The organism is Amycolatopsis vancoresmycina (assembly GCF_000716785.1).
GTDB classification, from domain to species: Bacteria; Actinomycetota; Actinomycetes; order Mycobacteriales; family Pseudonocardiaceae; genus Amycolatopsis; species Amycolatopsis vancoresmycina.
Genome location: NZ_JNYY01000001.1, coordinates 297,398 through 318,853 on the forward strand (window position 1 = coordinate 297,398; position 21,456 = coordinate 318,853).

The following is a 21,456-nucleotide window of genomic DNA, read 5'->3' on the forward strand; positions in this document are numbered from 1 at the left end:
CCGAAGGCCTCCCCACCTGCTCGATGGGGAGGCCTTCGGGGCGGAAACCCTTACGCCTGCGTCATCTTCCGCAGCACGTACTGCAGGATGCCGCCGTTGCGGTAGTAGTCCGCCTCACCCGGGGTGTCGATGCGGACGACCGCGTCGAACTCCACCTTGCCGCCGTCTTCCTTGGTGGCCGTGACGTGCACCGTGCGGGGGGTGTCGCCGTCGTTCAGCGCCGTGATGCCCGCGATGTCGAACGTCTCGGTGCCGTCCAGGCCGAGCGACGAGGCCGACTCGCCCGCCGGGAACTGCAGCGGGATGACGCCCATGCCGATCAGGTTCGAGCGGTGGATGCGCTCGAACGACTCGGTGATCACCGCGCGGACGCCCAGCAGCGACGTGCCCTTGGCCGCCCAGTCACGCGACGAGCCGGAGCCGTACTCCTTGCCGCCCAGCACGACCAGCGGGGTGCCCGCCGCCGCGTAGTTCTGGGCCGCGTCGTAGATGAACGCCTGCGGGGCGCCCTCCTGCGTGAAGTCGCGGGTGTAGCCGCCCTGCACGTCGTCCAGCAGCTGGTTGCGCAGGCGGATGTTCGCGAACGTGCCGCGGATCATCACCTCGTGGTTGCCGCGCCGCGAGCCGTAGGAGTTGAAGTCCTTCTTCTCCACGCCGTGCTCGGTCAGGTACTGCGCGGCCGGGGTGCCCGGCTTGATCGCGCCGGCGGGGGAGATGTGGTCGGTGGTGACCGAGTCGCCCAGCTTGGCCAGCACGCGCGCGCCGGTGATGTCGGTGACCGCCGACGGCTCCGGCGTCATGCCCTCGAAGTACGGGGGCTTCCGCACGTAGGTGGACTCGGCGTCCCACTCGAAGGTCTTGCCCTCCGGGGTGGGCAGCGACTTCCAGCGCTCGCCGCCGTCGAAGACGTCCGCGTAGTCCTTGGTGAACATCTCCTGCGTGATCGCGTGGTCGATGGTCTCCTGGATCTCCTTGGCCGTCGGCCAGATGTCCTTCAGGAAGACGTCGGTGCCTTGCGCGTCCTGGCCCAGCGGCTGGTTCGCGAAGTCGAAGTCCATGGTGCCGGCCAGCGCGTAGGCGATGACCAGCGGCGGCGACGCGAGGTAGTTCATCTTCACGTCGGGGTTGATCCGGCCTTCGAAGTTCCGGTTGCCCGAGAGCACCGAGACCGCGGTGAGGTCGTTCTCCTGGATCGCCGCGGAGATCTCGTCCGAGAGCGGGCCGGAGTTGCCGATGCAGGTGGTGCAGCCGTAGCCGACCAGGTGGTAGCCCAGCTTCTCCAGGTACGGCCACAGGTTGGCCTTGGTGTAGTAGTCGGTGACGACCTGCGAGCCCGGCGCCATCGACGTCTTGACCCACGGCTTGACCGCGAGGCCCTTCTCGACCGCGTTGCGCGCGAGCAGCGCGGCGCCGAGCATGACCGACGGGTTCGAGGTGTTGGTGCACGAGGTGATCGAGGCGATCACCACGGCGCCGTGGTCGAGGATGAACTCGCCGCGGTCTTCGCTGGTGACCTTGACCGGCTTGCTCGGGCGGCCCGACGCGCCGTTCGCGGCGGAGGAGGTCACCGGCGCGGCGTCGTCCTCGGCGAACGACAGCGACGGGGCGTCGCTGGCCGGGAAGGACTCCTCGGAGGCCTCGTCCATCTTGGTGTGCGGCGTGGTGTCCTCGCCGTCCACGTAGTCGTGGATCGACTTGCGGAACGACGACTTCGCGTCCGACAGCTCGATGCGGTCCTGCGGGCGCTTCGGGCCGGCGATCGACGGGACGACCGTCGAGAGGTCCAGCTCGAGGTACTCGGAGTAAGCCGCCTCGCGCGACGGGTCGTGCCAGAGGCCCTGCTCCTTGGCGTAGGCCTCGACCAGCGCGACCTGCTCGGCCGAGCGGCCGGTCAGCTTGAGGTAGCGGACGGTCTCGTCGTCGATCGGGAAGATCGCCGCGGTGGAGCCGAACTCCGGGCTCATGTTGCCGATGGTGGCGCGGTTGGCCAGCGGCACCTCGGCGACGCTCTCGCCGTAGAACTCGACGAACTTGCCGACCACGCCGTGGCGGCGCAGCATCTCGGTGATGGTGAGCACGACGTCGGTGGCGGTGACGCCGGCCGGGATCTCGCCGGTCAGCTTGAAGCCGACGACGCGCGGGATGAGCATCGACACCGGCTGGCCCAGCATGGCCGCCTCGGCCTCGATGCCGCCGACGCCCCAGCCCAGCACGCCCAGGCCGTTGACCATGGTGGTGTGCGAGTCGGTGCCGACGCAGGAGTCGGGGTAGGCCTGCCCGTTGCGGGACATCACCGTGCGGGCGAGGTGCTCGATGTTGACCTGGTGCACGATGCCGGTGCCCGGCGGGACGACCTTGAACTCGTCGAAGGCGCCCTGGCCCCAGCGCAGGAACTGGTAGCGCTCGCGGTTGCGCTCGTACTCGATCTCGACGTTGCGCTCGAAGGCGTCGGCGCGGCCGAAGACGTCGATGATGACCGAGTGGTCGATGACCAGCTCGGCCGGGGCGAGCGGGTTCACCTTGTCCGGGTCGCCGCCCAGGTCGGTGACCGCCTCGCGCATGGTGGCCAGGTCGACCACGCACGGCACGCCGGTGAAGTCCTGCATGATCACGCGGGCGGGCGTGAACTGGATTTCGATCGACGGGTCGGCGTTCGGGTCCCACGAGCCGAGCGCGCGGATGTGGTCGGCGGTGATGTTCGCGCCGTCCTCGGTGCGCAGCAGGTTCTCGAGCAGGATCTTCAGGCTGTAGGGCAGCCGCTCGGCGCCCTCGACCTTGTTCAGGCGGAACACCTCGTACGAGGCGTCGCCGACCTTCAGCGTGTCTTTGGCGCCGAAGCTGTCCTTGCTGGCAGGTGCGGTCACGTCTAACTCCAGTGGCGTGGACTTCCGCGCCGGTGCGGCGGTCGAGTCCCGGGTCAGTTCGGTCGGGTTCGGTGGCAGCGAGTCTTGCGCACCCCCACCGTAGGACCGGATTCGGGATGCCACACCTCGCGGTGCCCTAAACAGTACGCGTGTCCTGTTTAACGGACAAGACGACACGCGGTGTGGGCTGCGCCATCCGTTGCCGGGGTCCCTCAATGAGGGGAATTGGTGCCTACGTTGTGTAAGTTTCCGCTGAGGCTTGTGATAGTGGTGTGACGGCAGTGACACGGGGTGTGCGCTGGTGAGCGGAGGTGGCGGTCTTGTTTGGACGGTGCAGGGGGCCGAGAGTGCCGTGCGCCCGCCGGGGACTGAGCGTGAGCACGCTCACGCTGGTGATCTTGTTCGGCGCCGGCGGCACGGGCCTCGCGGCGCCCCCGCCGCCGCCGAACCCGAGTGACTCCGAGATCCAGGCCGGCAAGGCCGACGCGAACGCGAAGGCGGGCGAGGTCGGCCGGCTGACCAACCAGCTCGCCCAGGCCGAGCAGAAGCTGTCGCAGCTGCAGGACGACGTCGAGCTCAAGCAGGAAGAGGCCAACAAGGCGCTGGTCGACCTGCAGACCGCCCAGGACGCGGCGACGCAGGCGGAGAACGACGCCAAGGCCGCCCGCACCGAGGCCGACGCCGCGTCGGCGGCCATCGAGCAGGCCCGCGCGGACCTCAAGACGTTCGCCGCCGCCAGCTTCCAGCAGGGCAGCACGGTCGGCTCGCTCTCGGCGTACCTGAGCGCGGCCAGCCCCAAGGACATGCTCGCCCGCGCGCAGCTGCTCGACGCCGTCGGCGGCGACCGCCTCAACGCCCTCGACCGGCTCCAGCAGGCGCAGACCGAGAAGTCGAACAAGGACGCCGCGGCCCGCAAGGCCGCCGAGATCGCCCGGCAGAAGCAGGACGCGGCCCGCCAGGCGAAGAGCAGCGCCGACGCCGCGCAGACCGCCGCCGAACGGGCCCAGGACGGCCAGGCGGCGCAGAACACCCAGCTCGAGAAGAACAAGTCCGACGTCGAGCAGCAGCTCTACGCCGCACAGGCGAAGGTCAGCGGCCTGCAGGGCCAGCGGCAGCGCTACGACGACTGGCTCGCCCAGAAGCAGCGCGAGGACGAGGAACGTGCCCGCCAGGCCGCCCTCGCGTCCGCTGGCGGCGGGGGCCCGTCGGGTGGCGCGGCGCCGCCGGGCCCGGCCGGCTCCTCGATCGAGGCGGTGATCGCCCGGGCGCTGTCGAAGCTCGGGATGCCGTACGCGTGGGGCGGCGGCAACGCAAGCGGCGCGACCCGCGGCATCCGCGACGGCGGCGTCGCCGACCGCTACGGCGACTACAACAAGATCGGCTTCGACTGCTCCGGCCTGATGATCTACGCCTTCGCCGGGGTCCGCTCCCTGCCGCACTACAGCGGCTACCAGTACTCGTCGGGCCGCCAGGTCCCGCTGTCCCGGATGCGCCGCGGCGACCTGCTGTTCTGGGGCGGGCCGGGCGGCATCCACCACGTGGCCCTCTACCTCGGCGGCGGCCAGATGGTCGAGGCCCCGCAGTCCGGCCTGCGGGTCCGGGTCGCGCCGGTCCGCTACGGCGGGATCATGCCGTACGCGACGCGGCTGGTCGGCTAGCCCTTGAGCTTGCGCCAGCCACCGGCGCGGTTGTTGGCGATGATCTGCCGGAACATCGCCGTGAGCGCGGGCGCGTTGATCTTCTCTCCTTCGCGGAAGGCGACCGTCCGCGCGGTCTTGTTGCCGTGCCCGGCGGTGATGATGCCCGCCGGGTCGGGGACGATGCCGCCGTCGTAGACGAACACGTTGACGTGGTCCTTCGCCGCCAGCAGGGCGCAGATGTTGCCCTGCAGCACGAAGTAGGGCTGCCGGGTGCGCTTGATCGTCTCGGCGACCTCGGGGTCCGCCGCGTGGACCAGCTCGCGGACCTCCCGGCAGATCGCCTGCTGCCAGGCGGGCAGGGCGTCGATGTAGGCGTCCACGCGCGGCTCGGCGACGTAGGTCATGGGGCGAGTATGCGCGAAAACCCGTCGACGCGGTCGCCGCCCCGCGGTCAGGATCACCGGGTGGACGACGAACTGAACGCCCTGCGCCGCACCCGGATGCGCTGGAACACGCCCCTGTCCGAGCCGCACGCCGAGCTGCTGCTCGACCGGATGGAGCTCGCCGGGGGACACCTGGTCGACCTCGGCTGCGGCTGGGGTGAGCTGCTGCTGCGGGCGGCGGCCCGGGCGCCGGGCCTGCACGTCACCGGCGTCGACACCGACGTGACCGGCCTCGAGCGCGGCCGGGCGGCGGCCGCGTCGCGTGGCCTGTCGGTGGACTTCCTCGAGGCGGACGCGGCGAGCTGGGACGTTGCCGCCGAACGGGCCTTCTGCATCGGTGCCGCCCACATCTTCGGCTCCACGAAAGGCGCGCTCGACGCCCTCGCCCGGGTGGTGGCGCCCGGCGGCCGCCTGCTCTACGGCGACGGGTTCTGGGCCGCCCCGCCCGGCCCGGCCGCGCGGGAGATCTTCGGCCCGGACGTGCTGACCCTGCCGGACCTGCTCGACGCCGCGACCGGCGCCGGCTGGCGCGTGCTGCACCTGAGCACCGCCGACCGGCTCGAGTGGGACGACTTCGAGTCGACGTCGCGGCGGGCGTGGGAGGAGTGGCTGGCCGCGCACCCGGCCGACCCGCGCGCCGGGGCGGTCCGCGAGTGGCTCGACCGGCGGCTGCGCGAATACGTCCGCGGCTACCGCGGCGTGCTGGGCTTCACCTACCTCGTGCTGGGCCGCTAGATTCCCCGGATGCGCTACGCGGGGATCGTGGTGGCCGGTGGCTCGGCCCGCAGGCTGTCCGGTGTGGACAAGCCGGCCCTGTCGGTGGGCGGCAAGCCCTTGCTCGCCCGCGCGATCCACGCCCTCGAAGGCGCCGAACGGGTGATCGCCGTCGGGCCGCGGCGGCCCGGCTTCGACGTCGTGTGGACCCGGGAACCGGTGCCCGGCACCGGGCCGGTGGCCGCGCTGGCCGCGGGCCTGGTGTTCGTGCCCGACGACGTCGAGGCGGTCGTGGTGCTGGCCGCCGACCTCCCGGGCGTCCGGCCGTCCACAGTGGACCGGCTGGTGGCCGCGATCGGCGACGGCGACGGCGCGGTCCTGGTCGACGCGGCGGGGAAACGGCAGTGGCTGCTCGGTGCGTGGCGGGCCGCGGCCCTGCGCGCGGCGCTGCCGGACGACGTGGCCGATGCGGCCCTGCGCCGCGTCCTCGGCGGGCTCGGCGTCACCGAGGTCCCGGCGGAACGGGGCGAAGCGGACGACATCGACACGCCCGAGGACCTCGAGCGGCACCGCTGAGCCGTACCAAGCCGGGCAGGGGCTTCACAGGTGCCACACCGGTGACGGTGTTGGCTGATCCCGGGGCAGGCCCGTCCGCGTGCCGGATGAGCCGGCCGACCGGGGGCGCAGTACGGTCGCACCGCGTGATCACCGTCGCGGGGGCGGCGCACGAGAATTCGAGGAGGCAGAGTGACCGAGCCCGGCTACGCCGAGGGCGGGAACGGCCAGCAGGCGACACCGGCCCGGGACGCCCAGTTGCTGGAGCGGACCGTGTTCGAGGTCAAGCGGATCATCGTCGGCCAGGACCGCCTGGTCGAGCGGATGCTGGTCGGCCTGCTGGCCAAGGGCCACCTGCTGCTCGAAGGCGTGCCCGGCGTGGCGAAGACCCTCGCGGTGGAGACGTTCGCCCGGGTCGTCGGCGGCTCGTTCTCCCGCGTCCAGTTCACCCCCGACCTGGTGCCCGCCGACATCCTCGGCACCCGCATCTACCGCCAGGGCGCCGAGCGCTTCGACGTCGAGCTCGGCCCGGTGGTGGCGAACTTCGTGCTCGCCGACGAGATCAACCGCGCGCCCGCCAAGGTCCAGTCGGCGATGCTCGAGGTGATGGCCGAGCGGCACGTCTCGATCGGCGGCCAGACGTTCCCGATGCCCGACCCGTTCCTCGTGCTCGCCACCCAGAACCCGATCGAGAACGAGGGCGTCTACCCGCTGCCGGAAGCCCAGCGCGACCGGTTCCTGTTCAAGATCGTCGTCGAGTACCCCTCCGCCGAGGAGGAGCGCGAGATCATCTACCGGATGGGTGTCACCCCGCCCACCCCGCACGAGGTGCTCAGCCCGGGCGAGCTGGTCCGGCTGCAGGGCGTCGCGTCGCAGGTGTTCGTGCACCACGCCCTCGTCGACTACGTCGTGCGGCTGGTGCTGACCACCCGGACGCCGAACGAGCACGGCCTCGCCGACGTCGCCGGCTGGGTGTCCTACGGCGCTTCGCCGCGCGCGAGCCTGGGCATCATCGCCGCCGCGCGGGCGCTGGCCCTGGTCCGCGGCCGCGACTACGTGCTGCCGCAGGACGTCGTCGACGTCGTCCCGGACGTGCTGCGCCACCGGCTCGTGCTGTCCTACGACGCGCTGGCCGACGGCGTGCCGATCGACCACATCATCACGCGCGTGCTGCAGACCGTGCCGCTGCCGCAGGTCTCGGCCCGGCCGCAGGGCGGGGCCGGCCAGGGCGGCCCGGTCCCGGCGGGCGCGCCGGTCAGGTAACCCGGCGATGGCGAAGAACGAGAAGGGCGTCCGCCCTTCGTGGGCGCCCCCGGTGCTGCGGGGCGACCGGCTGGAGGCCGGGCTCCGCACGCTGGAGCTCGACGTCCGCCGCCGGCTCGACGGGCTCTTGCAGGGCAACCACCTCGGCCTGGTGCCGGGGCCGGGGTCCGAGCCCGGCGAGGCCCGCCCCTACCAGCCCGGCGACGACGTGCGCCGGATGGACTGGGCGGTCACCGCCCGGACCACGACCCCGCACATCCGGGAGACCGTGGCCGACCGCGAGCTGGAGACGTGGGTGGTCGCCGACCTGTCGGCGAGCCTCGACTTCGGCACGGCGCTGTGCGAGAAGCGGGACCTGGTGGTCTGCGCCGTCGCGGCGGTCGCGCACCTCACCGGGGGCGGCGGCAACCGGATCGGTGCGCTGGTCTCCACCGGCGCCGACACCACGCGCATCCCGGCGCGTGGCGGCCTGGCGCACGCCCGCGGGCTGGTGCGCAAGCTCGCCGAGACCCCGCGCGCGGCCGAGGGCACCCGGGGCGACTTCGCCGCGGCCCTCGAAGCGCTGCGCCGCCCGCCGCGCCGCCGCGGCCTGGCCGTGGTGATCTCCGACTTCCTGGGCGACACCTCCTGGGAGCGGCCGCTGCGGGCGCTGGGCGGGCGCCACGAACTGATCGCGATCGAAGTCCTCGACCCGCGCGACGTCGACCTGCCCGAGGTGGGCACCGTCGTGCTGGCCGACCCGGAGACAGGGAAGCAGCGCGAAGTGCACGCGTCGGCCTTGCTGCGCAAGGAGTTCGGGGCCGCGGCCCACGCCCACCGGCAGAAGGTGGCGGCCGGCCTGCGGCGCGCGGGTGCGGCGCACCTGACGCTGCGCACCGACGCCGACTGGATCGCCGACATGGTGCGGTTCGTCGTCGCCCGCAAGCGCCGCTGGTCGGGGGGTGTGGCGTGAGCCTGACGGGGTTTGCCTCGCCGTGGTGGTTCCTGCTGCTGATCGTCGTCGCGGCGGTCGCGATCGGGTACGTGCTCGCCCAGCGCGTGCGGCGGAAGCGGACCATGCGGTTCGCGAACCTGGAGCTGCTGGAGAAGGTCGCGCCGAAGAGCCAGGGCTGGGTCCGGCACCTGCCCGCGGTGCTCATCGTGCTGTCCCTGCTGCTGCTCACGGTGTCGCTGGCCGGGCCGACCGCCGAGCAGAAGGTGCCGCGCAACCGGGCGACGGTGATGCTGGTGATCGACGTGTCGCTGTCGATGGAGGCCACCGACGTCGCCCCGACGCGGCTGCAGGCGGCCCAGGAGGCGGCGACGAGCTTCGCCCGGAACATGACGCCGGGGATCAACCTGGGGCTGATTTCGTTCGCGGGCACGGCGACGGTGCTGGTCAACCCGACCACCGACCGCAACGGCGTGATCAAGGCGATCGAAAACCTGAAGCTGGCCCAGTCGACGGCGACCGGGGAGGGCATCTTCGCGGCCCTGCAGTCGGTGGAGAGCTTCTCGAGCGTCGTCGGCGGCGCCGACGGGCCACCGCCGGCGCGGATCGTCCTGATGTCGGACGGCAAGCAGACGGTGCCCGAGGACCTGTATGCGGCGCGAGGCGGGTACACCGCGGCGCAGGCCGCGAAGCAGGCCGGGGTGCCGATCTCGTCGATCTCCTTCGGCACCACCCACGGGTCGGTCACCATCGACGACAAGTCGCAGCCGGTGAGCGTGGACGACGAGTCCCTGCGCGAGATCGCCCGCCTCTCGGGCGGCGACTTCTACAAGGCGGCGAGCGCCGAAGAGCTCAAGAAGGTGTACGCGGACCTCGGCGAGCAGATCGGCTACGAGCTCAAGGACGCCGACGCGAGCAAGCCGTGGGTGGTCGTCGGCACGCTGCTGCTCATGCTGGGCGCGGCGGCCAGCCTTTTCTTCGGGCAGAGACTGCCGTGACTCAGGCTCGGCGGACGCCGTAGAGGCTTCCGCCGAGCAGGGTCACCCCGGAGAGCACTCCGCTCACGAACGGCACCCACTCCGCGGCGCTCCCGAGCAGGGCGAGCCCGGCGACACCGAGCACGGTCAGCACCGCACCGACCACGAGGATCGAGCGGGTCTTCCAGGCGGAGGCGAGCGCGGCGAAGTGCAGCCCGACGACGGTGGCGATCCAGGCGACGTTGGCCTGCACCGGCGCGTCGAGCAGGCTCAGTACGAAGAACCCGGCGACGAGCAGCACCACTTCGCCGGCGACGACGACCCGGTACGCCGGCCCGAACACCGGCCGGTCGTCGAGCGTCGGCCGGTCCCCGGCGCGCAGGCCGAGCGCCACGACCGCGGCGAGCACGACGACGGCGAGGGCGCGCAGCACCCAGCCGAGCGCCGCGGGGAGCGGGGCACCGGAGTTGACGAGGACGAACACCGTGCCGAACGCGGCGCCGATGAGCACCCCCAGGAACTGCTGTCGCATCCGGCGAACCTACCGGAAGCCGTGCTGGCGCCAGGCTTCGTAGACCGTGATGGCCGCGGTGTTGGCCAGGTTGAGCGACCGGCTCGTCGGCAGCATCGGCAGCCGTACGCGGTCGGTCACCTCGGGTGCTTCCTGGACCTCGGCGGGCAGTCCCACCGACTCCGGCCCGAACAGCAGCACGTCGCCCGGGGTGTAGGCGACGTCGGTGTAGAGCCGGGTCGCCGACGCGCTGAACGCGTACACCTTCGCCGGGAGCAGGGCGCGCCACGCCGCGTCGAGATCGGCGTGGACGTGGACGCGGGCCAGGTCGTGGTAGTCGAGGCCGGCGCGGCGCAGTTGCTTGTCCTCCAACGTGAAGCCGAGCGGTTCGACCAGGTGCAGTTCGCAACCGGTGTTGGCGGCGAGGCGGATCGCGTTGCCGGTGTTGGGCGGGATTTCCGGGTGGTAGAAGAGAACGCGGAACACGGCTCAGTCCCCGAGCAGGTCCGCGTAGACCTTGCGGACGGCGTCGGGCGGCGGGGCGGGCCGCAGGGTGGCCGGGTCGATGAAGACGTACCGGACGTTCGCCGCCAGCAGGAGCGTCTCGCCGCGGTGGATCTCGAAGTCGAAGACCAGCGACGTGGTGCCGAGGTGGGTCAGGTACTGCGAGACGACCAGTTCCTCGTCGTACCGGGCCGGCGCGCGGAACTTGAGGTTCGCCTCCGCGACCACGACGTCGGTGCGGTGGGCGAGGAACTCGTCGTGCGAGCCGAAGAGCGCCTTCTCCGCCTCGAAGACGCACATGTCCACATAGGCCATGTAGTGCGCGTTGAAGACGATGCCCTGGCCGTCGCATTCGTGGTAGCGCACGCGCAACGGCATCTCGGCGAGCGGGCGGCGGGGTTCGGTCACGGGCTCAATCTAACGCTCAGCCGTGCAGCGCCCGGTACGCGGCCGCCGCGCCGGGCTGCAGGGGCACCGGCTCCGTGCCGATCAGCGTCCGCACGTCCAGGAACTGCGTGCCGACGGCCTCCGCCGGCACCAGCGCCGTGGCGCGCTCCACGAGCAGCCGCACCACCGCCGCGGCGACGTCGTCGGGCAGGGAAGGCGCGCACACCAGCAGGTTCGCGACGCCGATCGTGCTCAGCGCACCGACGCCGCGGTAGGCGCCGTCGGGGACCTGGACCTGGTCGTACACCGGGCCGTACGCCGCGCGCAGGGCCGGCACCACCGAATCGAGGGGCAGCAGCGCGATCGGCGTCGTCCGGGTGAGGTCCGCGAGCTTCGGCGTGGGCACGCCGCCCGACCACAGCATGGCGTCGATCCGCCGTCCGGCCAGTGCCCGGACCGCGTCGTCGAACGGCAGGTGCCGGGCGTCCACCGCGACGCCGGCCTTCGCGAAGACGCGCTCGCCGAGCTGGGCCGCGCCGGAGCCGCTCGCGCCCAGCGACACCGGCCGCCCGGCCAGGTCGGCCAGCCGGCGCACCGGCCCGTCGGCCAGGACCACCAGCTGCAGGTAGTTCTCGTAGACGCGGCCGAGCGCGAGCAGCGGCACCTTCCCGGCGAACGGCGCGTCGCCGCGCACCGCCGTCTGGGCGACGTCGGCGAGCACCAGCCCGAGGTCGGCCTGCCCGCGCCGCACCAGGTCGACGTTGGCGACGCTCGCCTCGGTCGGGACCGCCTTCGCGGGCAGCCGCGGCTCGGCGCGGCTCAGCTCGGCCGCCAGCAGCTCCGCGAAGGCCAGGTAGAAGCCGCCGCGCTCGCCCGCGGCGATGGTGACGTCCCGTTCGGGGCCGCGGTAGCCGCGGGCCGAACACCCGGTCAGCGCGAGGCCGAGGCCGCCGAGCAGGGCCGTGCGGCGGGTGAGCGTCATCGCGGCACCTCCTGCAACGGCAGCGTGACGCGGACTTCGAGGCCGTGCGGGCGCGCCTGCCGCAGTTCGAGGACCCCGCCGCGGGTGCGGACCTGCTGGTGCGCGATGGCCAAGCCGAGGCCGGTGCCGCGCGGGGCGCCTTCGCCTCCGGCGCGCCAGAACCGCTCGGTGGCCCGCGCGCGGTCTGCGGCGGACAGGCCGGGCCCGTCGTCGGCGACGACGAGCGTGGCGGTCGAGCCACCGGTTTCCCAGTCCGCGGTGATCCTGGCGCCGCGGCCGGCGTAGTGGACGGCGTTGTCGAGCAGGACGTCGAGGATCTGCGCGAGCTCGCCTTCGGGGCAGCGCACGGTCACCGGCTCGGCATGGCCCGGCGGGGGCACGATCACCGCACCGGCGTCCTCGGCCGCCGGGCGCCAGGCGTCGACGCGTTCGGCCAGCACGGACGCGAGGTCGCACGCCGCGTCCGCGCCCCCGGCCGCGACGCGGGTCGCGGTGCTTTCGGCCAGCGCGAGCGCCAGCAGGCCGTCGAGGAGCTTTTCCAGGCGTTCGACCTCGGCGACGGTGGCGCGGTAGGTGGTGTCGTCGCCGTCGATGCGCCCGGCGAGGGAGTCGACGCGCAGCCGCAGCGCGGCCATCGGGTTCCGGAGCTGGTGCGAGGCGTCGGCGACCAGCCGGTGCTGCTGCTCGGCGGCTTCGAGGACGGCTTCGGACATCCGGTTGACCTCGGCGGCCAGCGACCGCAGCTCACGCGGCCCGGCGCGCTCGGGGACGTGCGCGCGGTGCCCGGCGGCCACGGCCAGGACGCCGGTTTCCAGCTCGTGCAGCGGCCGCACCATCCACCGGGCCAGCACCACGGCGAGCAGCACGAACACCACCGCGACCAGCAGCGCCCCGGCGCCGATGGTGCCCCAGCGGGTGGCGACGTCCGCGGCCGCCGCCGTCACCGACGCGCGCAGCACGACCACGCCGGACACGCGGGTGCCGGTGCCGACCGGGCGGGCGAAGTAGGCCGGTTCGGCCGACCACGGGGAGAGCCCGTCGACGCGCGGTGCCGGTTCGTTGCGCATGGTCGCCTCGACCAGGGCGTGCACCGCCGGGTCGGCCGCGGTCAGCCCGCCCGCCTGCACCAGCGGGACGCGCCGGGCGTCGACGATGACCACGCCTTCGCCGTACAGCTCGGCGTAGCGGGCCGCGTCGGCGGCGAGGGCGGCCGGATCGCGGGTGTCGACGGCCTGCTGGGCCAGCACGACGAACCGGTCGACGTCGGCGGTGCGCGAGATGACCAGCTGCTGCGTGCGCTGCTCGGCCGTCGACCCCAGCAGCGGCACGGCGAACGCGGCGACCACCGCCAGCGCGAGGGCGACCAGGACCACCAGGAGGCGGGCGCGCACGCGGCGTCAGTCCCGGCCGAGGCGGTAGCCGAAGCCGCGGATGGTGGTGAGCAGCCCCGGCCGGTCGAGCTTGGCGCGCAGCCCGGTCAGGTGGACGTCGAGGGAGCGCGACACCGCGAGGTAGGCGTCGCCCCAGACCTCGTCCATCAGCTGCTGGCGGCTGACGGCGGTGCCGGGGCGGGCGGCGAGCACGGCCAGGATCTCGAACTCCTTGGTCGTCAGCGCGATGTCGTGCCCGGCGACCAGCACCCGGCGGGCGCCGAGGTCGATCTCGACGTCCTCGACCCGCACGACGTCGCCCGCGGGCGCGGTGCGGGCCACCGCGCGGCGGACGACGGCGTCCATCCGGGCCAGCAGCTCGGCCAGCCGCACCGGCTTGGTCAGGTAGTCGTCCGCGCCGAGGCGCAGACCGCGCACCACCGAGCGTTCGTCGCCGCGGGCGGTCAGCACGATCACCGGGACCGGCGAGACGGCCCGGATCTTGCGCAGGACGTCGAGGCCGTCCAGGTCGGGCAGGCCCAGGTCCAGCAGGACCAGGTCGGCGTCGCGGTGGTGGTGCAGCGCGTCGGCGCCGCGGGCGACGCTGGTGACGGGATGGCCGCGCGTGTGCAGTGACTCCGCCAGCGCGCCCGCGACCCCCGCGTCGTCTTCGACGAGGAGCACGCGCACGGCCATCCCCTTGTCAGCGCTGTTCCAGCTCGGAGGTCTTCGAGGTTTCCCGCATTGTGCCGTAGACGATCAGGGAAACCAGGACGCAGCCCGCGACGTACCAGAAGAACACCGACTCGTGCCCGGCGCTCTTCAGCGCCTGCGCGATGAGCTCCGCGGTGCCGCCGAAGATCGCGACGGTGAGCGCGTACGGCAGGCCGACGCCGACGGCCCGGATCTTCGTCGGGAACAGCTCGGCCTTCACGATCGCGTTGATCGAGGTGTAGCCCGCCACGACGACCAGACCGGCCAGGACCAGGAAGAACGCGCCGACCGGGTTCCGGGTCGAGCCCATCACGGTCATGATCGGGACGGTGAGCAGCGTGCCCGCGATGCCGAAGAACAGCAGCAGCGGGCGGCGGCCGATCCGGTCGGACAGCTTGCCGGCCAGCGGCTGCAGGATCGCGGCCAGCAGGATCGCCGAGAACAGGATGACCGTGACCGTGCGCCGCGGGATGTGGGCGGTGTTCTCGAGGAACTTCTGGCTGTAGGTGGCGAAGGTGTAGAACGCCACGGTGCCGCCGAGGGTCAGGCCGACGACGAGCGCGATCTCCTTGGGATACTTGGCCAGCGTGCGCAGCGTGCCGCGTTCGCCGGTCGCCTTGCTCTCGTCCGCTTCGCGGGTGTAGCTCTCGGACTCGTCCATGCCGCGGCGCAGCCACATGACGCTGAGCGCGGCCACCGTGCCGACGCCGAACGCGATCCGCCAGCCCCACGACGTCAGCTGCTGCTCGGTGAGCAGGCCCTGCAGGATCAGCTGCAGGCCCAGCGCCAGCAGCTGGCCGCCGTAGAGCGTCACGTACTGGAAGCTCGAGTAGAACCCGCGCTTGCCGGGGGTGGCCACTTCGGACAGGTAGGTGGCCGAGGTGGAGTACTCGCCGCCCACGGACAACCCCTGGATCAGCCGGGCGACCAGCAGCAGGATCGGCGCCGCGAGCCCGATCGTGTGATAGCTCGGCGTCACGGCGATGAGCAGGGAGCCACCCGCCATCAGCGTGACCGAAAGCACCAGGGCGCTGCGGCGGCCGAAGCGGTCGGCGAACCGGCCGAGCATCCAGCCGCCGAGCGGGCGCATGAGGAACCCGACGGCGAACACCGCGGCGGACCCGAGGAACGCGGCCGTCGTGTCGGCCGTGGGGAAGAAGGACTTGGCGAAGTACGTGGTGAACGCGGCGTAGGCGTACCAGTCGTACCACTCGACCAGGTTGCCGATGGAGCCGCGCAGCACGTTGCCGATCACACGCTTCTCGCTGGCGGCCCCCGTGGTCGCGGGGCTGATCCGGGTTGTCATCGTCGACCTCCTGTGTTGCGACTCACGGTGACCAACCAGCGGGTAACCAGCAAGGTCGGGAGGCAGTTCCTAACACCTGCTTAGGACGGTCGCGAAGACGCCAACGCGGGTGCGCGACCCGCGGGCACTGCCGATAGCCTCGTGCGCGTCAGCCGCGCAGACGAAGAGTGGAGAGCACAGTGGGACGGTCCGTTCTGGTCACCGGGGGCAACCGGGGCATCGGTCTGGCGATCGCCCGGGACCTCGCCGAGCAGGGGCACCGGGTCGCCGTCACGCACCGTGGTTCGGGGGCGCCCGAAGGGCTGTTCGGCGTGCAGGCCGACGTCACCGACACCGAGCAGGTCGACGCCGCCTTCAAGCTGGTCGAGGAGCACCAAGGGCCGGTCGAGGTGCTCGTCTCCAACGCCGGGCTGACCGACGACACGCTGCTCATGCGGATGAGCGACGAGCAGTTCGAGCGCGTCCTGAACGCCAACCTCACCGGCGCCTTCCGGGTCGCCAAGCGGGCCTCCCGCGGCATGCTGCGCGGCAAGTGGGGCCGGTTCGTCTTCATCTCCTCGGTCGTCGGCCTCTCCGGCTCGGCCGGCCAGGCCAACTACGCCGCGTCGAAGGCCGGCCTCGTCGGGTTCGCCCGGTCGCTGGCCCGGGAGCTCGGCTCGCGCAACATCACCTCGAACGTCGTCGCGCCCGGGTTCGTGCACACCGACATGACCGACGAGCTGCCCGAGGCCCGCAAGAAGGAGATCCTCGCGCAGGTGCCCTCCGGCCGGTACGCCGAGCCGGCGGAGATCGCCGCCGCCGTCCGCTACCTGGCTTCCGACGAGGCCGGCTACGTCAACGGCGCGGTGCTGCCCGTCGACGGCGGCCTCGGCCTCGGCCACTGATTCCCGTTACCCAGAAACCAGACTTGGAGGACCCGTGCCCGGACTGCTCGAAGGCAAGCGCCTGCTGATCACCGGCATCATCACCGACGCTTCGCTCGCCTTCCACGCGGCCAAGATCGCGCAGCAGGAGGGCGCCAAGGTCGTGCTCACCGGCTTCGGCCGCATGTCGCTGGTCGAGCGCATCGCGAAGCGGCTGCCCGAAGAGGCGCCCGTGATCGAGCTGGACGTCACCAACCAGGAGCACCTCGACGGCCTCGCCGACAAGGTCCGCGAGCACGTCGACGGCCTCGACGGCGTGCTGCACTCGATCGGCTTCGCCCCGCAGACCTGCCTCGGCGCGCCGTTCATGGACGCGCCCGCCGAAGACGTCAAGACCGCGATCGAGATCTCGACGTACTCGTACATGTCGCTGGCGAAGGCGTGCCTGCCGCTGCTGGGCCGGGGCGCGTCCTACGTCGGCATGGACTTCGACGCCCGCGTCGCGTGGCCGGTCTACAACTGGATGGGCGTCGCGAAGGCCGGGCTCGAGTCGGTCAACCGGTACCTGGCCAAGGAGCTGGGGCCGCAGGGCATCCGGGTCAACCTGGTCAGCGCGGGCCCGATGAAGACGATGGCCGCCAAGTCCATCCCGGGCTTCGTCGACCTGGAGGACGGCTGGGGCGAGCGCGCGCCGCTCGGCTGGGACAGCACGGACCCGGACCCGGTGGCGAAGAGCGTCTGCGCGGTCCTGTCGGACTGGCTCCCCGCCACCACCGGCTCGATGATCATGGTCGACGGCGGGGTCCACTTCCTCGGCGTCTGAGAACCTCTACACGGCCACGAGTTCACGGTCGTCGCTGCGCTGGACGGCGGCGGCGACCGTGAGCGTGGCCAGCGTGGCCACGCCGAGGGCGATGCCGGTCCACGCCACGCTCGGGAAGCCCAGCCCGGCGTCGATCGCGACGCCGCCCAGCCACGGCCCGGCGGTGTTGCCGACGTTGAACGCCGCCGTCGTGCTGGCGCCGACGAGCGTGGGCGCGTCCCCGGCGGCTTGGAAGGCGCGCAGGTTCAGTGCCGGGTTGGCGCCGAACGCGGCGATGCCGAAGACGAGCACGGCCACGACGGCCACGAGCGCGTCGGTGGTCAGGGCGAGCACCAGCAACGCGGCCAGCGCGAGCGCGAGGCAGCTGTAGAGCGTCGCGAACGGCCGCCGGTCGGCCAGCCGGCCACCCGCGCTGATCCCGATCAGCGCGCCGACGCCGAACAGCGCGAGAACGCCCGGCACCCAGCCCTCGGCGAGCCCGTCGGTCTCGGTCAGCAGCGGCGCGAGGTAGCTGAACGCGGCGAAGATCATGGCCTGGCACAACGCGATCACGCCGAGCGCGAGCCAGACGCGGCCCCGGCGGTAGAGCCGCAGTTCGCCGCGGACGCTCAGCGGGCCGCCGGTCGTCTCCGGCACCAGCAGCGCCACGCCGGCCACCGCGACCAGCGTCACCACCGTCACCGCCCAGAACGCCGTCCGCCAGCCGGCGTGCTGGCCGAGGAACGTCCCCGCCGGCACCCCGGCGATGTTCGCCACGGTCAGGCCGCCGACGAGCACGGCCATTCCGCGCCCGCGCCGTTCGACGGGGACGAGCGCGATCGTCGTCGCCAGCGCGACGGCCCAGAACCCGGCGCAGGCGAGCGCCGCGATCACGCGAGTCGCGAACAGGAGTGCGTATCCCTCGGCGAGCGCGCCGACGACGTGCGCGACGGCGAACACGGCGAGCAGGGCCAGGAGCGTGCGGCGGCGGGGGAGCCGCAGCGTCCCGATCGCCAGCAGGGGCGCCCCGACGACCATGCCGACGGCGAACGCCGAGATCAGCAGCCCGGCGTCGGGGATGCTGACGTGCAGGTCGGCGGCCATGCCGGGGAGCAGGCCGGTGATCATGAACTCGGACGTGCCCAGCGCGAACACGCTGAGCCCGAGGACGAAGACGGCCAGGGGCATGAGGGGTCCCTCCCGGTTGTGTATCGGTCAGTTCAAAACCAAGGCGTGCGTCGCTGACTTCGCGCAGTGCTCAGCGCGTGATGGCCGAAAGCGCGATGTCGGCGACGGCGTGCATGCTGTCGCGGCTCGAACCCCGCCGGGCCATCACGCGCAGCCCCGACGTGGTGCTGAGCAGGTACTCAGCCACGTCGGCCGGGTCCAGGCCGTCCCGGAGGCTGCCGTCGAGCACGCCCTCCCGGACGCACTGGGCGAACATGGCGAGGTTCCGGTCGGTGTCGGCCCGCAGTGCGGCGCCGACCTCGTCGTCGGGCAGGCCGAGTTCGGCCAGGGTGTTGACCACCAGGCAGCCGCGGCGGCGCTCCTCGACGTCGTCCTCGATGGCGCTGTCGAGCATCGCGGTGAGCCGCTCGGCCGCCGTGCCCGGCCCGTCGAGGATCGCCTGGCGCTTGTCCAGCTGGGTGCCGGTGTAGTGCGTCAGCGAACGCCCGAAGAGGGCCCGCTTGCTGGTGAACGTGTTGTAGACGCTGCTGCGGCCGAGCCCGGTGGCGTCGCACAGGTCCTGCGTCGACGTCCCTTCGTAGCCGTGCGCCCAGAAGGCGTGCATCGCCTTCTCGACGGCGGCGGTCTCGTCGAACTCCCGTGGCCTGGCCATGGGGAGACCGTACCACGGTTTTGGACTGGTCGATTCATAACGGGCCCGGGTCGGCGTGCGGGCGGCCACATCGGCAAGATGACGGGGTGGGATACGACGCGTTGCTGTGGCTTTCGTTCGGCGGTCCGGAAGGGCCCGACGACGTCATGCCGTTCCTCGAGAACGTCACCAGGGGCCGGGGCGTGCCGCGCGAGCGGCTGCTGGAGGTCGCCGAGCACTACCAGCACTTCGGCGGGGTTTCGCCGATCAACCGGCTGAACCGCGAAGCGATGGCGGCGGTGGAGAAGCAGCTCGCGGGCGCCGGCATGGAGCTGCCGGTGCACTTCGGCAACCGCAACTGGTCCCCGATGGTCGAGGACACCCTGGCCGCGCTGACGGCGGAAGGCGCGAAGCGGGTCCTGGTGTTCCCCACGAGCGCGTACGGCGGCTACTCGGCGTGCCGCCAGTACGACGAGGACATCGAGCGCGCCCGCGCCGCAGTCGGCGACGGCGCCCCCGAACTGGTGAAGATCCGCCAGTTCTTCGACCACCCGCTGTTCGTCTCGGCGGTCGCCGACGGCGTGCGCGCGGCCCACGCGTCGCTCGGGAACGAGCCCGGGATCCGCACGGTGTTCACGGCGCACTCGGTGCCGGAAAGCGCGGACCGGGCCTCGGGCCCGCCGTCGGAGGGCGGCCGCCGCTACTCGCGCCAGATCGCGGAGGCGGCCCGCCTGGTGGCGGCCGAGGCGGGGATCGCGGAGTACGACGTCGTGTGGCAGTCGCGATCCGGGCCGCCGCAGGTGCCGTGGCTGGAGCCGGACATCGTCGACCACCTCGACGCGCTGCACGCCTCGGGGGTGCCGGGCGTGGTCGTGTCGCCGATCGGGTTCGTGTCCGACCACCTCGAGGTGATCTGGGACCTGGACAACGAGGCGGCGGAACGCGCGGCCGAGCACGGGATGAAGTTCGCCCGCGCGGCGACGGCGGGCAGCGACCCGCGGTTCGCGGAGCTGGTGGTGGAGCTGATCCGCGAGCACACGCACGGCGTGGAGCCGCGGAAGCTGTCGTCGTTCCCGGTGGCGGGCTGCACGGTCAACGGCGCTCCGTGCGCGATCGGCTGCTGCGAACCCGCGAAGCGCCCCGCCCGCTAGGTCTTGCGCCCCACGAGGTGGAAGGCGCGGCTGAGCCAGCGGTAGGGATCCCGCCGGCCGGCCTCGAACTCGACGGCCGCGATCCGTTCGGCGTCGGCCGGGTCCGGCCCGGCGCCGCTGAGGTCGAGCCAGTCGACGAACAGCCAGACCCCGTACCACGCAACGGGTTCCACCCCGCGGCGGCGAAGCGCCTCGCTCAGTTCCGCCACCGTGTCGGCGCGGGTCGGCAGGCCCAGCACGCCGACTTCGGTGCGGGTGCCGAACGCGTCCAGCGCGTCTTCCCAGCGTCCTTCCAACGCCGGGCGCACCGCCGTGGCGTCGGCGTTGCCGGTCATGACCGAGACGAGCCCGCCGGGCGCGGCGCACCGGCACAGCTGGTCGAGCACGGGTTCCGGGTCGTCCAGGTAACCGAGCACGCCGTGGCACAGGACGGCGTCGAACCGGCGGCCGCCGACCGCGTCCGCGGCGTTCGCGCCGTCGGCTCGCACGAGCGTCACCCGCTCCGGCAGCCGTCGCCGGGCCTTGTCCAGCATCGCCGCCGACGAGTCGAGCAGCGTGACGTCGTAGCCCGCGCGGGCCAGCGGGAACGACTGGTGCCCCGCGCCGCCGCCGACGTCCAGCACCGAGGCCGGCGGGCCGGGCAGGTGCGCCATCAGCTGCCGATGCATCACGTACGTGCGTACGCGCCCTTTCGCGGAAGCGTAGGCGCCGTCGGCGAACTCGTCGGCCACCGCCGCCCAGGTGTCGTCCGGCATCGGGGACCGCTCAGCCTTCGCGGGCCGTCTGCTCCGCGAACACCCGCACCGCCTCGTTGACCGCCGCGCAGCGGGCCGTGCGGACCGCGTCCGAGAGCGGCCGCAACGCCTGCGCCCGCAGCGTCGACGCCGACGCCGACAACGCGCCACCCGGGTCGTCCGACGACGCGATCGCCAGGATCGCCGCGATCTCCTCGGCCCGCTGCAGCACCCGCAACGCGCGGCCGGGCGTCCCGGCCGGCCAGTCGACGTCCGGCCGCGACCGCAGGTGGGCCGACAGCTCCGCGCGCACGCCGGGCCGGTCCGAGGCCACGTCCAGGGTCTGCAGCGCCCCGGCACTGGCGCGGATCGCGTCCGTCAGCCCGTGCTCGGCCTCGCCGAGCGCGACGAACTCCGGGGTCGTCGGCGAAGCCAGCGAATAGACCGTCCAGCGGACCAGTCCTTCGGCGATCGGCTCGGGCACCAGGCCGAACCCGAGGTCCGGCAGCACCAGCGCGTCACCCGCGCGCAACGCCGCCTCGGTGAACGGGCCGCCGCCGCCGAGCCCGCGGACGTCGCCCGGGACCGGCAGCACCAGCTGCAGCGATTTCGCTCCTTGCGAACGCAGCGCCATCAGCAGCTGCACCGGCGTGGCCGCCCGGTTGAACGCCAGCGGGAGCGCGAACGCCTCGGCCGCGGCGGCGTCGGCGGCCACGACGTCGTGGGCCTCACCCCACGCGAGCAGGGCATCGAGGACATCGTCGGACGCGGCGGCCCCGTTGAGCCACGCGCTCGACCAGACGGCGAAAGTCGCACTGGGACGGCACACGACGCCCTATTTTACCGGCTCGCCCGCGATGTCGGGTGCGCGCCCACGCTGGAGCCGCTCCACGTCGACGGGCCGCCGATCCGGCAGTAGCGTCGAG

At 72.7% G+C, this 21,456-nt stretch carries 22 protein-coding genes; 9 read left to right on the plus strand and 13 right to left on the minus strand.

Annotated elements, in window-relative coordinates:
- Window positions 1–50 precede the first annotated feature (50 nt).
- Window positions 51–2,864: an aconitate hydratase gene (locus OO60_RS01325; protein ID WP_003101792.1), complete on the minus strand. Its 2,814-nt coding sequence runs from the start codon at window positions 2,862–2,864 to the stop codon at window positions 51–53.
- A gap of 347 nt (window positions 2,865–3,211) precedes the next feature.
- Between OO60_RS01325 and OO60_RS01330 the strand changes: the two genes are divergently transcribed.
- Window positions 3,212–4,522 carry an NlpC/P60 family protein gene (locus tag OO60_RS01330; protein WP_033260644.1) on the plus strand — a complete coding sequence of 437 codons (1,311 nt, stop codon included), beginning with the start codon at window positions 3,212–3,214 and terminating at the stop codon, window positions 4,520–4,522.
- Here OO60_RS01330 and OO60_RS01335 read toward each other — a convergent pair.
- Window positions 4,519–4,908, minus strand: a complete 390-nt coding sequence (locus OO60_RS01335; protein ID WP_033260645.1) for a DUF1801 domain-containing protein — start codon at window positions 4,906–4,908, stop codon at window positions 4,519–4,521. The genes OO60_RS01330 and OO60_RS01335 overlap by 4 nt on opposite strands.
- A 60-nt stretch (window positions 4,909–4,968) precedes the next feature.
- On the opposite strand from OO60_RS01335, the gene OO60_RS01340 reads away from it, so the two are divergent.
- From OO60_RS01340 to OO60_RS01360, 5 genes are all read left to right on the plus strand, one after another.
- Window positions 4,969–5,682, plus strand: coding sequence for an SAM-dependent methyltransferase (locus OO60_RS01340; RefSeq protein WP_033260646.1), 714 nt, complete (start codon window positions 4,969–4,971; stop codon window positions 5,680–5,682).
- Between the two features lie 9 nt (window positions 5,683–5,691).
- Window positions 5,692–6,237: a molybdenum cofactor guanylyltransferase gene (mobA, locus tag OO60_RS01345; protein WP_033260647.1), complete on the plus strand. Its 546-nt coding sequence runs from the start codon at window positions 5,692–5,694 to the stop codon at window positions 6,235–6,237.
- Window positions 6,238–6,408: 171 nt separating this feature from the next.
- A complete protein-coding gene (locus OO60_RS01350) occupies window positions 6,409–7,479 on the plus strand; it encodes an AAA family ATPase (RefSeq protein WP_033260648.1) in 1,071 nt (356 codons plus the stop codon).
- 7 nt (window positions 7,480–7,486) lie between these two features.
- Entirely contained in the window at window positions 7,487–8,431 is a 945-nt protein-coding gene (locus OO60_RS01355; RefSeq protein WP_033260649.1) for a DUF58 domain-containing protein, read from the plus strand.
- A complete protein-coding gene (locus OO60_RS01360) occupies window positions 8,428–9,408 on the plus strand; it encodes a VWA domain-containing protein (RefSeq protein WP_033260650.1) in 981 nt (326 codons plus the stop codon). Before OO60_RS01355 ends, OO60_RS01360 begins: the two co-directional genes overlap by 4 nt.
- A gap of 1 nt (window position 9,409) precedes the next feature.
- On the opposite strand, the gene OO60_RS01365 is transcribed toward OO60_RS01360, so the two are convergent.
- From OO60_RS01365 to OO60_RS01395, 7 genes are read right to left on the minus strand one after another with little or no spacing between them, the layout of a single operon-like run.
- Window positions 9,410–9,919 carry a hypothetical protein gene (locus OO60_RS01365; RefSeq protein ID WP_033260651.1) on the minus strand — a complete coding sequence of 170 codons (510 nt, stop codon included), beginning with the start codon at window positions 9,917–9,919 and terminating at the stop codon, window positions 9,410–9,412.
- A gap of 9 nt (window positions 9,920–9,928) precedes the next feature.
- A complete protein-coding gene (locus OO60_RS01370) occupies window positions 9,929–10,384 on the minus strand; it encodes a tRNA (cytidine(34)-2'-O)-methyltransferase (RefSeq protein WP_033260652.1) in 456 nt (151 codons plus the stop codon).
- A gap of 3 nt (window positions 10,385–10,387) precedes the next feature.
- On the minus strand, window positions 10,388–10,810 hold the full coding sequence (locus OO60_RS01375; protein WP_033260653.1) for an acyl-CoA thioesterase: 423 nt from the start codon (window positions 10,808–10,810) through the stop codon (window positions 10,388–10,390).
- Window positions 10,811–10,826: 16 nt separating this feature from the next.
- Window positions 10,827–11,771 (minus strand): TAXI family TRAP transporter solute-binding subunit, encoded by a 945-nt coding sequence (locus OO60_RS01380; RefSeq protein ID WP_033260654.1) that lies wholly within the window; start codon window positions 11,769–11,771, stop codon window positions 10,827–10,829.
- On the minus strand, window positions 11,768–13,162 hold the full coding sequence (locus OO60_RS01385) for a sensor histidine kinase (RefSeq protein WP_004562818.1): 1,395 nt from the start codon (window positions 13,160–13,162) through the stop codon (window positions 11,768–11,770). Before OO60_RS01385 ends, OO60_RS01380 begins: the two co-directional genes overlap by 4 nt.
- Window positions 13,163–13,168: 6 nt before the next feature.
- Window positions 13,169–13,837 carry a response regulator transcription factor gene (locus OO60_RS01390; protein WP_004562817.1) on the minus strand — a complete coding sequence of 223 codons (669 nt, stop codon included), beginning with the start codon at window positions 13,835–13,837 and terminating at the stop codon, window positions 13,169–13,171.
- 7 nt (window positions 13,838–13,844) lie between these two features.
- Window positions 13,845–15,161 (minus strand): MFS transporter, encoded by a 1,317-nt coding sequence (locus tag OO60_RS01395; RefSeq protein ID WP_004562816.1) that lies wholly within the window; start codon window positions 15,159–15,161, stop codon window positions 13,845–13,847.
- A gap of 179 nt (window positions 15,162–15,340) precedes the next feature.
- Between OO60_RS01395 and fabG the strand changes: the two genes are divergently transcribed.
- Window positions 15,341–16,045, plus strand: coding sequence for a beta-ketoacyl-ACP reductase (gene fabG / locus OO60_RS01400; RefSeq protein ID WP_004562815.1), 705 nt, complete (start codon window positions 15,341–15,343; stop codon window positions 16,043–16,045).
- A 34-nt stretch (window positions 16,046–16,079) separates the two neighbouring features.
- Window positions 16,080–16,847 carry an enoyl-ACP reductase FabI gene (gene fabI, locus OO60_RS01405; protein ID WP_004562814.1) on the plus strand — a complete coding sequence of 256 codons (768 nt, stop codon included), beginning with the start codon at window positions 16,080–16,082 and terminating at the stop codon, window positions 16,845–16,847.
- Between the two features lie 6 nt (window positions 16,848–16,853).
- On the opposite strand, the gene OO60_RS01410 is transcribed toward fabI, so the two are convergent.
- Both OO60_RS01410 and OO60_RS01415 read right to left on the minus strand, forming a co-directional pair.
- A complete protein-coding gene (locus OO60_RS01410) occupies window positions 16,854–18,014 on the minus strand; it encodes a Cmx/CmrA family chloramphenicol efflux MFS transporter (protein ID WP_004562813.1) in 1,161 nt (386 codons plus the stop codon).
- Window positions 18,015–18,084: 70 nt separating this feature from the next.
- Window positions 18,085–18,666: a TetR/AcrR family transcriptional regulator gene (locus tag OO60_RS01415; protein WP_004562812.1), complete on the minus strand. Its 582-nt coding sequence runs from the start codon at window positions 18,664–18,666 to the stop codon at window positions 18,085–18,087.
- Window positions 18,667–18,752: 86 nt separating this feature from the next.
- Here OO60_RS01415 and OO60_RS01420 point away from each other — a divergent pair, with 86 nt between their 5' ends.
- The gene (locus OO60_RS01420; protein ID WP_004562811.1) at window positions 18,753–19,796 is read left to right on the plus strand and encodes a ferrochelatase; all 1,044 of its coding nucleotides are present in this window, start codon (window positions 18,753–18,755) and stop codon (window positions 19,794–19,796) included.
- On the opposite strand, the gene OO60_RS01425 is transcribed toward OO60_RS01420, so the two are convergent.
- Window positions 19,793–20,551, minus strand: coding sequence for a class I SAM-dependent methyltransferase (locus tag OO60_RS01425; RefSeq protein WP_004562810.1), 759 nt, complete (start codon window positions 20,549–20,551; stop codon window positions 19,793–19,795). The two genes, OO60_RS01420 and OO60_RS01425, sit on opposite strands and share 4 nt — an antisense overlap.
- Window positions 20,552–20,561: 10 nt before the next feature.
- A complete protein-coding gene (locus tag OO60_RS01430; RefSeq protein ID WP_004562809.1) occupies window positions 20,562–21,359 on the minus strand; it encodes a hypothetical protein in 798 nt (265 codons plus the stop codon).
- Between the last annotated feature and the right edge of the window lie 97 nt (window positions 21,360–21,456).